The sequence below is a fragment of the Pseudomonas sp. RU47 genome (assembly GCF_004011755.1).
Classification (GTDB): Bacteria; Pseudomonadota; Gammaproteobacteria; order Pseudomonadales; family Pseudomonadaceae; genus Aquipseudomonas.
In genome coordinates, this window is record NZ_CP022411.1 from 5,285,732 (window position 1) to 5,302,399 (window position 16,668).

A 16,668-nucleotide genomic window follows, 5' to 3' on the forward strand; every position below is an offset into this window, starting at 1 on the left:
CCGGCCGAATCGTTTCAACGGATGTCCTGAGCTTTCCACCACGCGCAGAACTCATCCAGCGCCGACCATAGGCTGACTGTCGGATCGTAGTCCAGATAATGCCGGGCGCGGCTGATGTCGAGGGTGAAATTTTTTTTCATTACTTGCATGCCCAGACGCGACAGGGTTGGCTCCGGACGCCCGGGCCAGAGCTTGCACGCCCCCTCATTGAGCGCTGCGACGCTGTAGGCCAGCCCATACGAACGGTACTTGGTGACTTGCGGCACTTCCATTTTGCGCATCACGTAATTGACCACATCCCACAGCGGAACCGGCGCGCCGTTACTGATGTTGTAGGCCTTGCCCAGCGCGGAACCGGCCGCCAGCAAACTGCTGAGCAGCGCTTCGTTGAGGTTCTGCACACTGGTGAAATCGACCTTGTTCAGGCCATTGCCGATGATCGCCAGACGGCCCTTGCGCTGCATGTTGAGCAGACGCGGGAAGATGCTCATGTCGCCGGCGCCGGTGACGAAACGCGGGCGCAGGGCGATGGTTTCGAGGCCGAATTCCTGGGCACCGAAGACCTTTTGCTCGGCCAGGTACTTGGTCGCGGCGTAAGGATGCTTGAAACGCTTGGGCACTTGCTCTTCGGTCAGATTGAAGTGATCGCGACCATCGAAATAGATCGATGGCGACGACAGATGCACCAAACGGCGGACGCGCTGCTTCAGACAGGCTTCGACGACGTTTTCGGTGACCTGCACGTTGCCCTGGTGGAAGTCCTGATAGCGGCCCCACAGTCCGACGGCGCCGGCGCAATGCACCACGGCTTCGACGTCCGAGCACAGTTCGCGGACCAGGTCGGGATCGGTCAGATCGCCGGGCACAAACTCGGCACCACGGCGCACCAGATGTTCGACGCTCTCGGCCCGGCGACCGTTGACCCGCACGTCCAGGCCCTGCTCCAAAGCGAAACGCGCAAAGCGTCCGCCAATGAAGCCGCTTGCGCCGGTGACCAAAATTTTCATGCAAAACTCCAATGAAACCAGCTGCGAGCTTCAAGCTTCGAGCTGCAAGTTTAAAACGGTGCGCAGCGCTGAACTTGCCGCTTGCAGCTTGACGCTCATGGCTGCTTCCAGGGCACCAGCCATTGCGCTGAAGCGCGCACTAATTGCTCGGTCAGCAAACCCAGCAACTGACCGCCATTGCGCCAATGATGCCAGTACAACGGCACGTCGATCGGTTTATCTGGCAACAGTTCGCGCAACACCCCGCGTTGCAGTTGATCGCGCACTTGCAGTTCCGGCACCAGCCCCCAGCCGAGTCCGGCTTCGGTCAGGCGGATAAAACCTTCCGAGGACGGGCACAAATGGTGTTCGAATCCACCATCGACGCCCAGCGAGGCGAGATAGCGATGCTGAAGAAAATCGTCCGGGCCGAACACCAGCGCTGGCGTGCGCGGCAATTGTTCGGCACGAACGCCGTCGGGGAAATGCCGCTCGATAAACGCCGGGCTGGCCAGCGCGCGATAACGCATTGCGCCGAGCAACACGCTGCGCGCACCCGCAACCGGACGCTCACTGGCACAAAGGCATGCGGCCACTTCGCCAGCGCGCATGCGTTTGAGGCCGACGGTCTGGTCTTCGACGACCAGATCGAGCAACAAATGCTGGTCGGCACAGAAGTCGCCAACCGCGTCGGCCCACCATGTGGCGAGGCTGTCGGCATTCAAGGCGATACGCAGGCGCTCCGGCAAACCCTCTTCATCCAGGGCCGGCACCAGGGTCTGCAAGTCGCGCTCAAGCAAACGCACCTGCTGCACGTGGTTGAGCAGGCGCCGGCCTATCTCGGTCGGCGACGGCGGCGTGCCGCGTATCAGCACCGGCTGGCCGACCCGCGCTTCGAGCAGTTTGATCCGCTGCGAGATCGCCGATTGCGACAAGCCCAGTACCTGCGCGGCCCGTTCGAATCCGGCCTGCTCGACCACGGCGGCCAGAGCAGAAAGCAATTTGTAGTCGAACATCAGTTTTCCTAATGAGCGATCAGCACTATTGGTTTTTCTTATACAGGTTTCGACCGGAGAATAGCCAGCAAGCACTCTTTCTCAAGGAACACTTCCATGGCTGGCGAAACTTCACTCTCTACTTTATTGCGCAGCATGAGCCCGCAACTCAACGCCGGCGAATACGTGTTCTGCACCCTGCCCGACGGTGTGTTGCCGAGCGGTCTGGAGATTGTCGGCAGCTTCCGCGAGCAGGAAGGTCTGACGGTAATTCTCGAACGTTCCCACGCCGAACAGGCCGGTTTCAGTTTCGACTATGTCGCCGCGTGGATCACCCTCAACGTGCATTCGGCACTGGAAGCGGTGGGCCTCACCGCCGCCTTCGCCACGGCATTGGGCAAGGCCGGGATCAGTTGCAACGTGATTGCCGGCTATTACCACGACCATTTGTTCGTCGGTCAGGCCGACGCCGAACGCGCCATGCAAGTGCTGCGCGATCTCGCAGCCAACGCGGAGTAGATCTTATGTGGCAAAGCTATGTGAACGGCTTGCTGGTGGCGTTCGGGCTGATCATGGCGATCGGCACGCAGAACGCGTTTGTCTTGGCGCAGAGCTTGCGTCGTGAGCACCACTTGCCCGTGGCGGCGTTGTGCGTGGTCTGCGATGCGCTGCTGGTGGCGGCTGGTGTATTCGGGCTGGCGACGATTCTGGCGCAGAACCCGACACTGCTGGCAATTGCCCGTTGGGGTGGCGCGACTTTCTTGATCTGGTACGGCAGTCAGGCGTTGCGCCGGGCCTGTTCGAAACAGAGCATGGATCAGGGTGCGAATCAGACCGTACGTTCGTTGCGGGCGGTGATGCTCAGCGCCTTGGCGGTGACGCTGCTCAATCCGCACGTTTATCTGGATACGGTGTTGCTGATCGGCTCGCTCGGCGCGCAGCAATCGGTGCCGAGTGCTTATGTAGTGGGCGCGGCGAGTGCTTCGTTGCTGTGGTTTTTCACGTTGGCGCTGGGCGCAGCGTGGTTAGCGCCGTGGCTGGCTCGGCCGAGCACCTGGCGGATCCTGGATCTGGTTGTGGCGTTGATGATGTTCACGGTCGCCGGTCAGCTGATTATCGCCGGCTGATTTATTCCAAAAGGCTCTGGAACCTCTATCCCACACAGTTGTTGCGTGGTTATGGCGCAACCCCGGTGCTATGATCGAAACCCTGCGCCGCAAAGAGTAAAAACTCGCCGGTGCATTTCTGGCCGCCCGTGATCGGCCTTGCGCTCACCGCAACAGACCTGATTAGGAGAATCATCATGGCTTTCGAATTGCCGCCGCTGCCTTACCCACACGATGCCCTGCAGCCGCACATTTCCAAGGAAACCCTGGAATACCACCACGACAAGCACCACAACACCTACGTCGTGAACCTGAACAACCTGGTGCCAGGCACCGAGTTCGAAGGCAAGACCCTGGAAGAAATCGTCAAGACTTCCTCGGGCGGTATCTTCAACAACGCCGCTCAGGTCTGGAACCACACTTTCTACTGGAACTGCCTGGCGCCAAACGCCGGTGGTCAACCAACCGGCGCGCTGGCTGAAGCCATCAACGCAGCCTTCGGTTCGTTCGACAAGTTCAAGGAAGAGTTCAGCAAAACCTCGATCGGCACCTTCGGTTCCGGCTGGGGCTGGCTGGTGAAAAAGGCTGACGGTTCCCTGGCCCTGGCCAGCACCATCGGCGCCGGCAACCCGCTGACCAGCGGCGACACCCCGCTGCTGACCTGCGACGTCTGGGAACACGCTTACTACATCGACTACCGCAACGTTCGTCCGAAGTATGTCGAAGCGTTCTGGAACCTGGTCAACTGGAAGTTCGTTGCTGAGCAGTTCGAAGGCAAAACCTTCACCGCTTAAGCTGCGCGCCAGTCAAAAAACCCGGCTTTTGCCGGGTTTTTTTATGGGCGTTTGATGATCGTTCCCACGCTCCGCGTGGGCATGCAGCCCGTGACGCTCCGCGTCACTGGACACAGAGCCTCCCTGGAGGCATTCCCACGCGGAGCGTGGGAACGATCAATAGCGTTTTTCTCACAATGAAAGCTGTCTGTCGCTGCTTGCCGCCATGCCACAGGGGGCTAACATCAAAACAGCGGAAAAAATGCTGCGAACCGCTCAAGTTGAAGGTCGAAACTACCGACATAGTACAAATAGGGCTAATACTCCAGACAGCAGCATTTCGGCCAAGGCCACGGGCAAATCGTCCCGGGCCTGATTGTCCCTTTGACTGCCAACACGGGATTGCCAATACTCGTGGCAACTTGACGCTACCCGCACGGAACAAGGAATAACCCTTTGAAGCTGGAACTCAAGAACAGCTTGTCGGTGAAGTTGCTCCGGGTCGTGCTCCTGTCGGCATTGATCGTCGGCGTAGTCTTGAGCTGCGCGCAGATTGTGTTCGATGCCTATAAAACCCGTCAGGCGGTTGCCGGCGACGCCGAACGCATCCTCGACATGTTCCGTGATCCTTCGACCCAGGCCGTTTACAGCCTCGATCGGGAAATGGGCATGCAGGTAATCGAAGGCCTGTTCCAGGATGATGCCGTGCGTCAGGCCTCCATCGGCCATCCCAACGAAGCCATGCTCGCGCAGAAATCCCGCGACCTGCAGCATTCCAGCAGCCGCTGGCTGACCGATCTGATTCTCGGCCAGGAACGCACCTTCACCACCCAATTGGTGGGGCGCGGCCCGTACAGCGAGTATTACGGTGACCTGAGCATCACCCTCGACACCGCCACCTATGGCGAGGGCTTTATCGTCAGTTCGGTGATCATCTTCATTTCCGGTGTGTTGCGTGCTCTGGCCATGGGCCTGGTGCTGTATCTGGTTTATCACTGGCTGCTGACCAAACCGTTGTCGCGGATCATCGAACACCTCACCGAGATCAACCCGGATCGCCCCAGCGAGCACAAGATTCCGCAGCTCAAGGGCCACGAGAAAAACGAACTGGGCATCTGGATCAACACCGCCAACCAGTTGCTTGAGTCGATCGAACGCAACACCCATCTGCGCCACGAAGCCGAAAACAGCTTGTTGCGAATGGCCCAATACGACTTCCTCACCGGCCTGCCGAATCGCCAGCAATTGCAGCAGCAACTGGACAAGATTCTGGTCGACGCGGGCAAGCTGCAACGCCGGGTCGCGGTGTTGTGCGTTGGGCTGGACGATTTCAAAGGCATCAACGAGCAGTTCAGCTACCAGACCGGCGACCAATTACTGTTGGCCCTGGCTGATCGTCTGCGTGCCCATAGCGGCCGCCTCGGCGCCCTCGCCCGCTTGGGCGGCGACCAGTTCGCGCTGGTGCAGGCAGACATCGAACAGCCTTATGAAGCGGCAGAGCTGGCGCAAAGCATTCTCGATGATCTGGAAGCGGCGTTCGCCCTCGATCACCAGGAAATCCGCCTGCGCGCGACTATCGGCATCACCCTGTTCCCGGAGGATGGCGACAGTACCGAGAAGCTGTTGCAGAAAGCCGAGCAGACCATGACCCTGGCCAAGACCCGCTCGCGCAACCGCTATCAGTTCTATATCGCCAGCGTCGACAGCGAGATGCGTCGTCGTCGCGAACTGGAAAAAGACCTGCGCGATGCACTGTTGCGCGACCAGTTCTACCTCGTCTATCAGCCGCAGATCAGCTATCGCGATCACCGCGTGGTCGGGGTCGAGGCGCTGATTCGCTGGCAACACCCGGAACACGGTCTGGTGCCTCCAGACCTGTTCATTCCGCTGGCCGAGCAGAACGGCACAATCATCGCCATCGGCGAATGGGTGCTCGATCAGGCCTGCAAACAACTGCGCGAATGGCACGATATGGGTTTCGCCGACCTGCGCATGGCGGTCAACCTGTCCACCGTGCAACTGCACCACGCCGAGTTGCCGCGCGTGGTCAACAACCTGTTGCAGATGTATCGCCTGCCACCGCGCAGCCTGGAACTGGAAGTCACCGAAACCGGCCTGATGGAAGACATCAGCACTGCCGCGCAACACTTGTTGAGCCTGCGCCGTTCCGGCGCGTTGATTGCCATCGACGACTTCGGAACCGGCTATTCATCGCTGAGTTATCTGAAAAGCCTGCCGCTGGACAAGATCAAGATCGACAAGAGCTTCGTGCAGGATCTGCTCGATGACGACGACGATGCGACCATCGTTCGCGCGATCATTCAGTTGGGCAAGAGTCTCGGCATGCAGGTGATTGCCGAGGGCGTGGAAACGGCTGAGCAGGAGACGTACATCATCTCCGAAGGCTGCCACGAAGGTCAGGGTTATCACTACAGCAAACCGCTGCCGGCCCGGGAACTGGGCGCCTATCTCAAACAGGCACAACGCAGTAACGCGGCCATTCTCTAGAAGATCAAAAGATCGCAGCCTGCAGCAGCTCCTACATTTGGAATGCGTTCCCCCTGTAGGAGCTGCCGAAGGCTGCGATCTTTTGATCTGCGTAAATAAGAAATATTTCCAGCCACAACCCTTTACACATAATGCGAAAGATTTGCATTATGTCGCAGTTTTGCGCACCCCCAGCGCGAGTCCACTCAACTATCGAAGCAGGATGTTCGCCATGATTCGTATGCCTCTGGCTACCGCCAGTCTGCTGGCCATCGCTATTTCACTCGCCGGTTGCGGCGAAGGTAAAGACAAGGCTGCCGCACCGGCCACGCCGACTCCAGCCGCCAGCACCACCGCACCTGCGGCTGCGCCGGCCGCGGCCGGTAAAGTCGATGAAGCCGCCGCCAAGGCTGTGGTCGCGCACTACGCCGACATGGTCTTCGCCGTTTACAGCGATGCCGAATCCACCGCGAAAACCCTGCGAACCGCCGTCGACGCGTTCCTCGCCAAGCCGAACGCCGACACCCTCAAAGCCGCCAAGGCTGCCTGGGTCGCCGCGCGCGTTCCGTACCTGCAGAGTGAAGTGTTCCGCTTCGGCAACACCATCATCGACGATTGGGAAGGTCAGGTTAACGCCTGGCCGCTGGACGAAGGTCTGATCGACTACGTCGACAAATCCTACGAGCACGCACTGGGTAACCCGGGCGCCACCGCCAACATCATCGCCAACACCGAAGTTCAGGTCGGCGAAGACAAGGTCGACGTCAAAGACATCACCGCGGAAAAACTCGCCAGCCTCAACGAGCTGGGCGGCTCCGAAGCCAACGTTGCCACCGGCTACCACGCCATCGAATTCCTGCTCTGGGGCCAGGATCTCAACGGTACCGGCCCTGGCGCTGGCAACCGTCCGGCTTCGGACTACCTGGAAGGCGCCGGCGCTACTGGCGGTCACAACGATCGTCGTCGTGCCTACCTGAAGTCGGTGACTCAACTGCTGGTCAGCGATCTGGAAGAAATGGTCGGCAACTGGAAGCCGAACGTGGCTGACAACTACCGCGCCACCCTGGAAGCCGAACCGGGCGAAACCGGTCTGCGCAAAATGCTCTTCGGCATGGGCAGCCTGTCCCTGGGTGAACTGGCGGGCGAGCGCATGAAGGTTTCCCTGGAAGCCAACTCCCCAGAAGACGAGCAGGACTGCTTCAGCGACAACACGCACAACTCGCACTTCTACGATGCCAAAGGCATTCGTAACGTTTACCTGGGCGAGTACACCCGCGTTGACGGCACCAAGATGACCGGCGCCAGCCTGTCGTCGCTGGTAGCCAAGGCCGACCCGGCTGCCGACACCGCGCTGAAAGCCGATCTGGCGGCCACCGAAGCGAAAATCCAGGTCATGGTCGATCACGCCAACAAGGGTGAGCACTACGACCAGCTGATCGCCGCTGGCAACACCGCTGGCAACCAGATCGTTCGCGACGCGATCGCGTCCTTGGTCAAGCAGACCGGTTCGATCGAAGCCGCGGCCGGCAAACTGGGCATCAGCGACCTGAACCCGGACAACGCTGATCACGAGTTCTGATCAACTGCGTCTGCGTCAAAAAAAGGCGACCTTCGGGTCGCCTTTTTCATACCTGCCCTACACAAAACCCTGCTCCATGGTGTGTTCGATATCAGGTACACCACCCATCCCTGTGGGAGCGAGCCTGCTCGCGAAGGCTGTATCGGCCGCCACATTTTCAGCGCGTCGGATACCACTTTCGCGAGCAGGCTCGCTCCCACAGGGTTTCCATGGTGTTCAAGGCTTGCGCGATATCAAGCAAACGATAATTCCTCTTATTCAATCACCCCGGCCCTGTTAGACTTTGCGCCTTTATTTTTGCCCGTCCGCAGGATGTCTGATGCCTTCGCTGCCTCTTCGCTTGTCCGCACTGTTGCTGGCCCTGGGCCTGAGTGCCTGCGATGACGCCCCGCGTTTCACCAAGGCCGAGCCTGGTGAAGCACGTTCCGGTGGTGCAGCGACCGTGCGCAAGACCGATCAGAATGCGTTCTCTCTGCCCTCGGCCAACCTGCCGCCATCGCGACGGGTGGATTTCAGCGTCGGCAACAGCTTCTTCCGCAGCCCCTGGGTGATTGCGCCGTCGACCACCACCGCCCGCGATGGTCTTGGGCCACTGTTCAATACCAATGCCTGTCAGGGCTGCCATATCAAGGACGGTCGCGGTCATCCGCCGCCACCGGATGCACCTAACGCTGTGTCTATGCTTGTGCGCCTGTCGATTCCCGACACGCCGGAATTCGCCAAAGTCATCGAGCAAGTCGGCGTGGTACCGGAGCCGGTGTACGGCGGCCAGTTCCAGGACATGGCCGTGCCCGGCGTCGTCCCGGAAGGCAAGGTTCGCGTCGATTACACGCCAGTGCCGATTCGCTTCAAGGACGGCACCGAAGTCGAATTGCGCAAACCTGTCTTGCAGATCACTCAACTGGGCTACGGCCCGATGCACCCGGACACGCGTTTTTCCGCACGGGTTGCGCCGCCGATGATTGGCCTCGGCCTGCTCGAAGCGATTCCCGAAGAAGCGATCCTCGCCAACGCTGCCGCACAGGCCAAAGACAACAAAGGCGTCAATGGCCGTCCCAATCAGGTCTGGGATGACGCGTTGCAAAAAACCGTCATGGGCAGATTTGGCTGGAAAGCCGGGCAACCGAACCTCAATCAACAAAATGTTCACGCGTTTTCCGGTGATATGGGTCTTACGACCAGTCTGCGACCCTTCGATGACTGCAGCGATGCACAGACCGCCTGCAAACAGGCGCCGAACGGCAATGGCCCGAACGGCGAACCGGAAGTCAGCGACAACATCCTGCGTCTGGTGTTGTTCTATAGCCGAAACCTTGCCGTGCCTGCACGCCGTGGCGTTAACGATGCAGACGTCATCGCCGGCAAGAACCTGTTTTTCCAGGCTGGCTGCGATTCCTGCCACACGCCGAAATACACCACCGCCGCCAACGCGGCCGAACCTGAACTGGCCAATCAAGTGATTCGCCCGTACAGCGATCTGCTGCTGCATGACATGGGTGACGGTCTGGCCGACAACCGCACGGAATTCCAGGCCTCCGGCCGCGACTGGCGCACGCCGCCGTTGTGGGGCATAGGCCTGACGCAAGCGGTCAGCGGACACACACAGTTTTTGCATGACGGTCGCGCGCGCAATCTGCTCGAAGCGGTGCTTTGGCACGGCGGCGAAGCGCAAGCCGCGCAACAACAGGTTTTGTCATTCAATGCCGAGCAGCGTGCCGCGCTGCTGGCGTTTTTGAACTCACTTTAAACACTGATAAAGAATCGGGAGCCCGACATGTTCCGTCCCAAGCTACTGTTCACCAGCCTTGCCGCCCTTGCCCTCGGCGCTTGCTCGCCACAGGATCCGCAAGCGGTCACCTCGGCGGCCATCGCCAAATCGGTGATCCTGCCGACCTACACCCGTTGGGTCGAAGCCGACAAGCAACTGGCGGTCAGCGCCCTCGCCTACTGCCAGGGCAAAGAAACCCTGGAGACCGCCCGCGCCGACTTCCTGCATGCACAGAAAGCCTGGGCCGAACTGCAACCGCTGCTGATCGGGCCGCTGGCCGAGGGCAACCGTTCGTGGCAGGTGCAGTTCTGGCCGGACAAGAAAAACCTCGTCGGCCGTCAGGTCGAGCAACTGGTGGTCGCGCAACCGCAGATCGATGCCGCCGCACTGGCCAAATCCAGCGTTGTCGTGCAAGGCCTGTCGGCCTACGAATACATCCTGTTCGACGCCAAACCTGACGTGGCCAACGAAGAACAAAAAGCCAAATACTGCCCACTGCTGATCGCCATTGGCGAGCGCCAGAAGCAACTGGCTGAAGAGATTCTGCAGAACTGGAACAACACCGACGGCATGCTCGCGCAGATGACCAAGTTCCCCAACCAGCGCTACGCCGACTCCCACGAAGCGATCGCCGATCTGCTGCGTGTGCAGGTCACCGCGCTGGACACCCTGAAGAAAAAACTCGGCACGCCAATGGGCCGCCAGAGCAAAGGCGTGCCACAGCCGTTCCAGGCCGATGCATGGCGCAGCCAGTCGTCGCTGACCGCGCTGGAAGCGAGCCTCGCCGCCGCCAAAACCGTTTGGGAAGGCGTCGACAACAAAGGCCTGCGCGGTCTGTTGCCGGCTGAGCAAAAGCCACTGGCCGACAAGATCGATGCCGCTTACGCCGCGTCGCTGAAACTGTTCGACAGCACCCAGCGTTCGCTCGGCGAAATGCTTGAAGACGACGCCGGTCGTCAGCAACTGAACGATATCTACGACAGCCTCAACGTCGTCCATCGCCTGCACGAAGGCGAACTGGCCAAGGCGCTGGGCATTCAACTGGGCTTCAACGCCAACGACGGTGACTGATGAGGGCAAGTGCCATGCTGCGACGTCAGGTTCTGACTTTAGCTAGTACGCTGCTGGGAGCAGTGACGCTGGGCGGCTGGACGCTGTTCAAACGCAAGGATCAGAGCCCGCTGTTGCTGTCGGCGCGCGACGACACTGACGGCAAGCATTATGCCGTCGGCTATCGGCTGGATGGCACGCGGGTGTTCGCCACCGAAGTCGGCCAGCGTTGCCACGACATCATCAACCACCCGACGCAGCCAATCGCGCTGTTCGTCGCCCGTCGTCCGGGCACCGAGAGTTACCTGATCGACCTGCGCGACGGCACGTTGCTGCAGACCGTGACGTCGCAGCCGAACCGGCATTTCTACGGGCACGCCGTGGTGCACAAGGACGGCGAATACCTGTACGCCACCGAGAACGACACCACCGATCCCGGTCGCGGCTTGCTCGGCGTGTACAAGTTCGAAGGCGCGCGACTGGTGCACGGCGGCGAGATTTCCACCCACGGCCTCGGCCCGCATCAGGTGTCATGGATGCCCGATGGCGAGACGCTGGTGGTGGCCAATGGCGGGATTCGTACCGAGGCGGAAAGCCGCGTCGACATGAACCTCAACGCCATGGAGCCGAGCCTGGTCTTGATGCAGCGTGACGGCACCCTGCTGAGCAAGGAGACCCTCGCCCAGCAGATGAACAGCGTGCGCCATCTGGGCATCGCCAGCGACGGCACCATCGTTGCCGGTCAGCAGTTCATGGGCGCCTCGCATGAGCGCTCGGAGCTGTTGGCGATCAAGCGTCCGGGGCAGCCGTTCGTGGCGTTTCCGGTACCGGAGCATCAGTTGCAGTCGATGGGTCACTACACCGCCAGCGTCGCGGTGCACAGTGAATTGCGTCTGGTCGCGCTGACGGCACCACGCGGCAATCGCTTCTTCATCTGGGATCTGGACAGCGGCGAAGTGCGCCTCGATGCACCATTGCCTGATTGCGCTGGCGTCGGTGCGGTGAAGGACGGTTTTGTCGTGACCTCGGGTCAAGGACGTTGCCGCTACTACGATTGCCGTCAGGATGAGCTGTTGGCCAAGCCGCTGGAATTGCCGGCGGGGCTCTGGGATAACCATCTTCACCTGATGGCCTGAACGCACCGCAAAAGATCGTCCGATCGCGGCCCGAGCCTTCGGCAGCTCCTACTTTGGAATGCACTCCTCTGTAGGAGCTGCCGAAGGCTGCGATCTTTTTCCGCCACCCTGTAAGAACTGCCAGTTGGAATCCCCCCTGTACTCGGAGTAATGTGCCCGCCTGTCTCACCTGATTTCTCCAAGGAACTGGAAATATGCTGCGTCGCCGCATGCTGATCATGTTGGGTGTTGTTTTGTTGATCGTCCTGGTGCTGGGCGGGTACAAAGCCTTTTCGATCTACACGATGATCCAGGGCTTTTCCAAGCCGAAACCGCCGATCAGCGTCGCCGTGGCCAACGCGACCGAACAACCGTGGCAGCTGCGCTTGCCCACCGTCGGCACGCTCAAGGCGCTACAAGGTGTCGAGTTGAGCCTGGAAGTCGCCGGCACCGTCACCGAGCTCAAATTCGAATCCGGACAGAAGGTCAAGGCCGGGCAACCTTTGCTGCAACTCGACAGCGCCGTCGAGACCGCCCTGCTGGAAACCGCCAAGGCTGATCTCGGTCTGGCGCAACTGGATTTCGGCCGTGGCAGCCAACTGGTCGACAGCCGCGCCATTTCCAAAGGCGAATACGACCGCCTCTCCGCCGTTCTGCAAAAGAACAAAGCCACGGTCAATCAGCTCAACGCTTCGCTGGCGAAAAAACGCATTCTCGCGCCGTTCAGCGGCACCATCGGCATCCGTCAGGTCGACGTCGGCGACTATCTGGCCAGCGGCAGCAAAATCGCCACGCTGCAGGATTTGAGCAGCCTCTACGCCGACTTCTACCTGCCTGAGCAATCAGTGCCGAAGCTGGCCATCGGTCAGCCGGTGCAGATCACCGTCGCCGCGTATCCCAAGCAAACCTTCGCTGGCAAGATCAGCGCGATCAACCCGATCGTCGAAAGCACCACGCGCAACATTCTGATTCGAGCCACCCTGGCCAACCCCGACGGCAAACTGCTGCCGGGCATGTTCGCCAGCCTTGAAGTGCTGCTGCCCGATCCGCAAAAACACATCGTCGTACCGGAAAGCGCAATCACCTACACCCTCTACGGCAACTCGATCTACGTGGTCGGGCAGAAGAAAGCCGAAGATGGCAGCGTCGAAAAGGATGACAAGGGCCAACCCGTACTGATCGCCGAACGTCGCTTCATCGAAACCGGTGAACGCCGCGATGGCCTGGTGATGATCAACAAGGGCGTGCAGAGCGGCGAACAAGTGGTGACGGCCGGCCAGATCAAACTGGACAACGGCGCCCACATCGCCATCAGCGACGACAAGACCCTCGGCGAGCAGAACAGTCCGCCTCGCGCTGACTGATCAAGGAATCCCCATGGCTTTTACTGATCCGTTCATCCGCCGCCCGGTGCTCGCCACGGTGGTCAGCCTGTTGATTGTGTTGCTCGGCTTTCAGGCCTGGAGCAAGTTGCCGCTGCGCCAATACCCGCAAATGGAAAACGCCCTGATCACGGTGACCACCGCTTACCCCGGGGCCAACGCCGAAACCATTCAGGGTTACATCACCCAGCCGATGCAGCAGAGTCTGGCCAGCGCCGAGGGCATCGACTACATGACCTCGGTCAGCCGGCAGAACTTCTCGGTGATCTCGATCTACGCGCGCATCGGCTCGAACACCGACCGTTTGTTCACCGAGCTGCTGGCCAAGGCCAACGAGGTGAAGAACAAGCTGCCGCAGGACGCCGAAGACCCGGTGCTGAGCAAGGAATCGGCCGATGCCTCGGCACTGATGTACATCAGCTTCTTCAGCAAGGATTTGAGCAACCCGCAGATCACCGATTACCTGTCACGGGTGATCCAGCCAAAACTGGCAACGCTGCCGGGCATGGCCGAAGCGGAGATTCTCGGCAATCAGGTGTTCGCCATGCGCCTGTGGCTCGACCCGGTGAAACTTGCCGGTTTCGGCCTCAGTGCCGCCGACGTGACCAATGCGGTGCGCCAGTACAACTTCCTCTCCGCTGCCGGCGAAGTGAAAGGCGAGTACGTGGTCACCAGCATCAACGCCAACACCGAACTGAAATCCGCTGAAGCCTTCGCGGCGATTCCGCTCAAGGTCAGTGGTGACAGCCGCGTGCTGCTCAGCGATGTCGCGCGGGTGGAAATGGGCGCGGAAAACTACGACTCGATCAGCTCGTTTGGCGGCACGCCGTCGGTGTACATCGGCATCAAGGCCACCCCCGGCGCCAACCCGCTGGACGTGATCAAGGAAGTGCGCAAGCTGATGCCCGAGCTGGAAGCGCAGCTACCGCCGAACCTGAAAAGCGAGATCGCCTACGATGCCACGCTGTTTATTCAGGCCTCGATCGACGAAGTGGTGAAAACCCTGTTCGAAGCGGTGCTGATCGTGATTGTCGTGGTGTTCCTGTTCCTCGGCGCCCTGCGTTCGGTGGTGATCCCGGTGGTGACCATTCCGCTGTCGATGATCGGCGTGATGTTCTTCATGCAGATGATGGGCTACTCGATGAACCTGCTGACGCTGCTGGCGATGGTGCTGGCCATCGGTCTGGTGGTCGACGACGCGATTGTCGTAGTGGAAAACATTCATCGACACATCGAGGAAGGCAAGACGCCGTTTGATGCGGCGCTGGAAGGCGCACGGGAAATCGCCATGCCGGTGGTGTCGATGACCATCACCCTGGCGGCGGTGTACGCGCCGATCGGTTTCCTCACCGGGCTGACCGGGGCGCTGTTCAAGGAGTTTGCCCTGACCCTCGCCGGTGCGGTGGTGATTTCCGGAATCGTCGCCCTGACCCTGTCGCCGATGATGTGCGCGTTTTTGCTGCGCCACGAGGAAAACCCCAGCGGCCTGGCTCACCGCCTCGACCGCATCTTCGAAGGTCTCAAGCGCCGCTATCAGAGCATGCTCCACGGCACGCTGAACACGCGGCCGGTGGTGCTGGTGTTCGCCGTGATCGTGTTGTGCCTGATCCCGGTGTTCCTCAAGTTCACCAAATCGGAACTGGCCCCGGACGAAGACCAAGGCATCATTTTCATGATGGCCAACGCGCCGCAGCCGACCAACCTCGATTACCTGAGCACCTACACCGACGAATTCATCAAGATCTTCAAGGAGTTCCCGGAGTACTACTCCTCGTTCCAGATCAACGGCTACAGCGGTGTGCAGGCGGGCATCGGTGGTTTCCTGCTCAAACCATGGAACGAGCGCAGCCGCACACAAATGCAGATCCTCCCCGAGGTGCAAGGCAAACTCGAAGGCATTCCGGGCTTGCAGATTTTCGGCTTCAACCTGCCCTCCTTGCCCGGCACCGGTGAAGGCTTGCCGTTCGAATTCGTGGTCAACACCGCCAACGACTACGAGCTGTTGTTGCAAGTCGCCGACCGGATCAAGAAGCGCGCCATGGAGTCGGGCAAGTTCGCCTTCGTCGATCTCGATCTGGCGTTCGACAAACCTGAAGTAGTCGTCGATATCGACCGCGCCAAAGCGGCGCAGATGGGCGTGTCAATGCTCGACCTGGGCAGCACGCTGGCGACGCTGCTCGGCGAGGCGGAAATCAACCGCTTCACCATTGAAGGCCGCAGCTACAAGGTGATCGCTCAGGTCGAACGGCCATATCGCGACAACCCGGACTGGCTGAACAACTACTACGTGAAAAACACCCAGGGCGAATTGCTGCCGTTGTCGACGCTGATCAAGGTCAGTGACCGCGCACGACCGCGCCAGCTCAACCAGTTCCAGCAACTCAACGCGGCGAAGATTTCAGGGTTCCCGTTGGTGAGCATGGGCGAAGCCATCGACACCGTGTTGCAGATCGCCCGGGAAGAAGCGCCGGCCGGGTTTGCCTTCGACTATGGCGGCGCCTCACGCCAGTTCGTTCAGGAAGGCAGCGCGCTGTGGGTGACGTTTGCCCTGGCCTTGGCGATCATTTTTCTGGTGCTGGCGGCGCAGTTCGAGAGCTTCCGCGATCCGCTGGTGATTCTGGTGACGGTGCCGTTGTCGATCTGCGGTGCTTTGATTCCGCTGTTCCTCGGCTGGTCAAGCATGAACATCTACACCCAGGTCGGGCTGGTGACGCTGATCGGTCTGATCAGTAAACACGGGATTCTGATCGTCGAGTTCGCTAACCAGTTGCGCAAGGACAAAGGCCTGACGGCGCGTGAAGCCGTGGAGGAAGCGGCGGCGATTCGTTTGCGGCCAGTGCTGATGACCACAGCGGCGATGGTGTTTGGCATGGTGCCGTTGATTCTCGCCACGGGTGCGGGGGCCGTCAGCCGTTTTGATATCGGCATGGTGATTGCCACGGGGATGTCGATCGGCACGTTGTTTACGCTGTTTGTCCTTCCGTGCGTTTACACCCTGCTGGCGAAACCCGACCTCAAATAATTGCCGTACCCTGTGGGAGCGAGCCTGCTCGCGAAGGCGGTCTGTCAGTTAATACTTGTGGTGCCTGACATACCGCTTTCGCGAGCAGGCTCGCTCCCACAAGGGGCCAGACCCGAATTCCTGGCATAAAAAAAGGCCTCGCAACTGCGAGGCCTTTATATGGGCTTCAATCGTTTCAACTCTGCGGCCTCATCCCTTGAGAAAGTCCGAACATGAACAGCAACAGATCATGATCGGGTTTGGTCGCCACGGAGGCTTTTGCCACCCGTGGGACTGCGCAGTGGGCGTCGTCCACGGACGCGCCTATCACCTGCATGCGAGGCTGCTCCCAGGCAGCCACCGCCAATGAAGCAACTGCCAAGGCTCCAACCAAAAACAAACCTCGTGCAATTTCTAGTTTCATCG

At 60.2% G+C, this 16,668-nt stretch carries 13 protein-coding genes; 10 read left to right on the forward strand and 3 right to left on the reverse strand.

Translation table 11 applies throughout. From position 1 onward, the window contains the following. Positions 1 to 14: 14 nt before the first annotated feature. Together CCX46_RS24050 and CCX46_RS24055 are read right to left on the reverse strand one after the other, a co-directional pair. On the reverse strand, positions 15 to 1,007 hold the full coding sequence (locus CCX46_RS24050) for an NAD-dependent epimerase/dehydratase family protein (protein ID WP_127929569.1): 993 nt from the start codon (positions 1,005 to 1,007) through the stop codon (positions 15 to 17). A 95-nt stretch (positions 1,008 to 1,102) separates the two neighbouring features. Next, the gene (locus CCX46_RS24055) at positions 1,103 to 2,002 is read right to left on the reverse strand and encodes a LysR family transcriptional regulator ArgP (RefSeq protein ID WP_127929570.1); all 900 of its coding nucleotides are present in this window, start codon (positions 2,000 to 2,002) and stop codon (positions 1,103 to 1,105) included. A 96-nt stretch (positions 2,003 to 2,098) separates the two neighbouring features. On the opposite strand from CCX46_RS24055, the gene CCX46_RS24060 reads away from it, so the two are divergent. The 10 genes from CCX46_RS24060 to CCX46_RS24110 all read left to right on the forward strand — a co-directional run bounded on the left by CCX46_RS24060 (position 2,099) and on the right by CCX46_RS24110 (position 16,263). Then, on the forward strand, positions 2,099 to 2,500 hold the full coding sequence (locus CCX46_RS24060) for an ACT domain-containing protein (protein ID WP_127929571.1): 402 nt from the start codon (positions 2,099 to 2,101) through the stop codon (positions 2,498 to 2,500). Positions 2,501 to 2,505: 5 nt separating this feature from the next. Beyond that, positions 2,506 to 3,108: a LysE/ArgO family amino acid transporter gene (locus CCX46_RS24065; protein WP_127929572.1), complete on the forward strand. Its 603-nt coding sequence runs from the start codon at positions 2,506 to 2,508 to the stop codon at positions 3,106 to 3,108. Positions 3,109 to 3,284: 176 nt separating this feature from the next. Further along, complete coding sequence (locus CCX46_RS24070) at positions 3,285 to 3,881, forward strand: superoxide dismutase (protein ID WP_127929573.1); 597 nt, start codon at positions 3,285 to 3,287, stop codon at positions 3,879 to 3,881. Positions 3,882 to 4,316: 435 nt separating this feature from the next. Then, entirely contained in the window at positions 4,317 to 6,368 is a 2,052-nt protein-coding gene (locus CCX46_RS24075) for a putative bifunctional diguanylate cyclase/phosphodiesterase (protein ID WP_127929574.1), read from the forward strand. Positions 6,369 to 6,579: 211 nt separating this feature from the next. Then, complete coding sequence (locus tag CCX46_RS24080; protein ID WP_127929575.1) at positions 6,580 to 7,926, forward strand: imelysin family protein; 1,347 nt, start codon at positions 6,580 to 6,582, stop codon at positions 7,924 to 7,926. 319 nt (positions 7,927 to 8,245) lie between these two features. After that, a complete protein-coding gene (locus CCX46_RS24090; RefSeq protein WP_127929576.1) occupies positions 8,246 to 9,673 on the forward strand; it encodes a di-heme oxidoreductase family protein in 1,428 nt (475 codons plus the stop codon). 27 nt (positions 9,674 to 9,700) lie between these two features. Beyond that, positions 9,701 to 10,765: an imelysin family protein gene (locus tag CCX46_RS24095; protein ID WP_127929577.1), complete on the forward strand. Its 1,065-nt coding sequence runs from the start codon at positions 9,701 to 9,703 to the stop codon at positions 10,763 to 10,765. Positions 10,766 to 10,779: 14 nt separating this feature from the next. Further along, positions 10,780 to 11,880 (forward strand): DUF1513 domain-containing protein, encoded by a 1,101-nt coding sequence (locus CCX46_RS24100; protein WP_127929578.1) that lies wholly within the window; start codon positions 10,780 to 10,782, stop codon positions 11,878 to 11,880. A 194-nt stretch (positions 11,881 to 12,074) separates the two neighbouring features. After that, positions 12,075 to 13,223, forward strand: a complete 1,149-nt coding sequence (locus CCX46_RS24105; protein WP_127929579.1) for an efflux RND transporter periplasmic adaptor subunit — start codon at positions 12,075 to 12,077, stop codon at positions 13,221 to 13,223. 13 nt (positions 13,224 to 13,236) lie between these two features. After that, entirely contained in the window at positions 13,237 to 16,263 is a 3,027-nt protein-coding gene (locus tag CCX46_RS24110) for a multidrug efflux RND transporter permease subunit (protein WP_127929580.1), read from the forward strand. A 175-nt stretch (positions 16,264 to 16,438) separates the two neighbouring features. On the opposite strand, the gene CCX46_RS24115 is transcribed toward CCX46_RS24110, so the two are convergent. Then, positions 16,439 to 16,666 (reverse strand): hypothetical protein, encoded by a 228-nt coding sequence (locus CCX46_RS24115; protein ID WP_127929581.1) that lies wholly within the window; start codon positions 16,664 to 16,666, stop codon positions 16,439 to 16,441. Positions 16,667 to 16,668 lie beyond the last annotated feature (2 nt).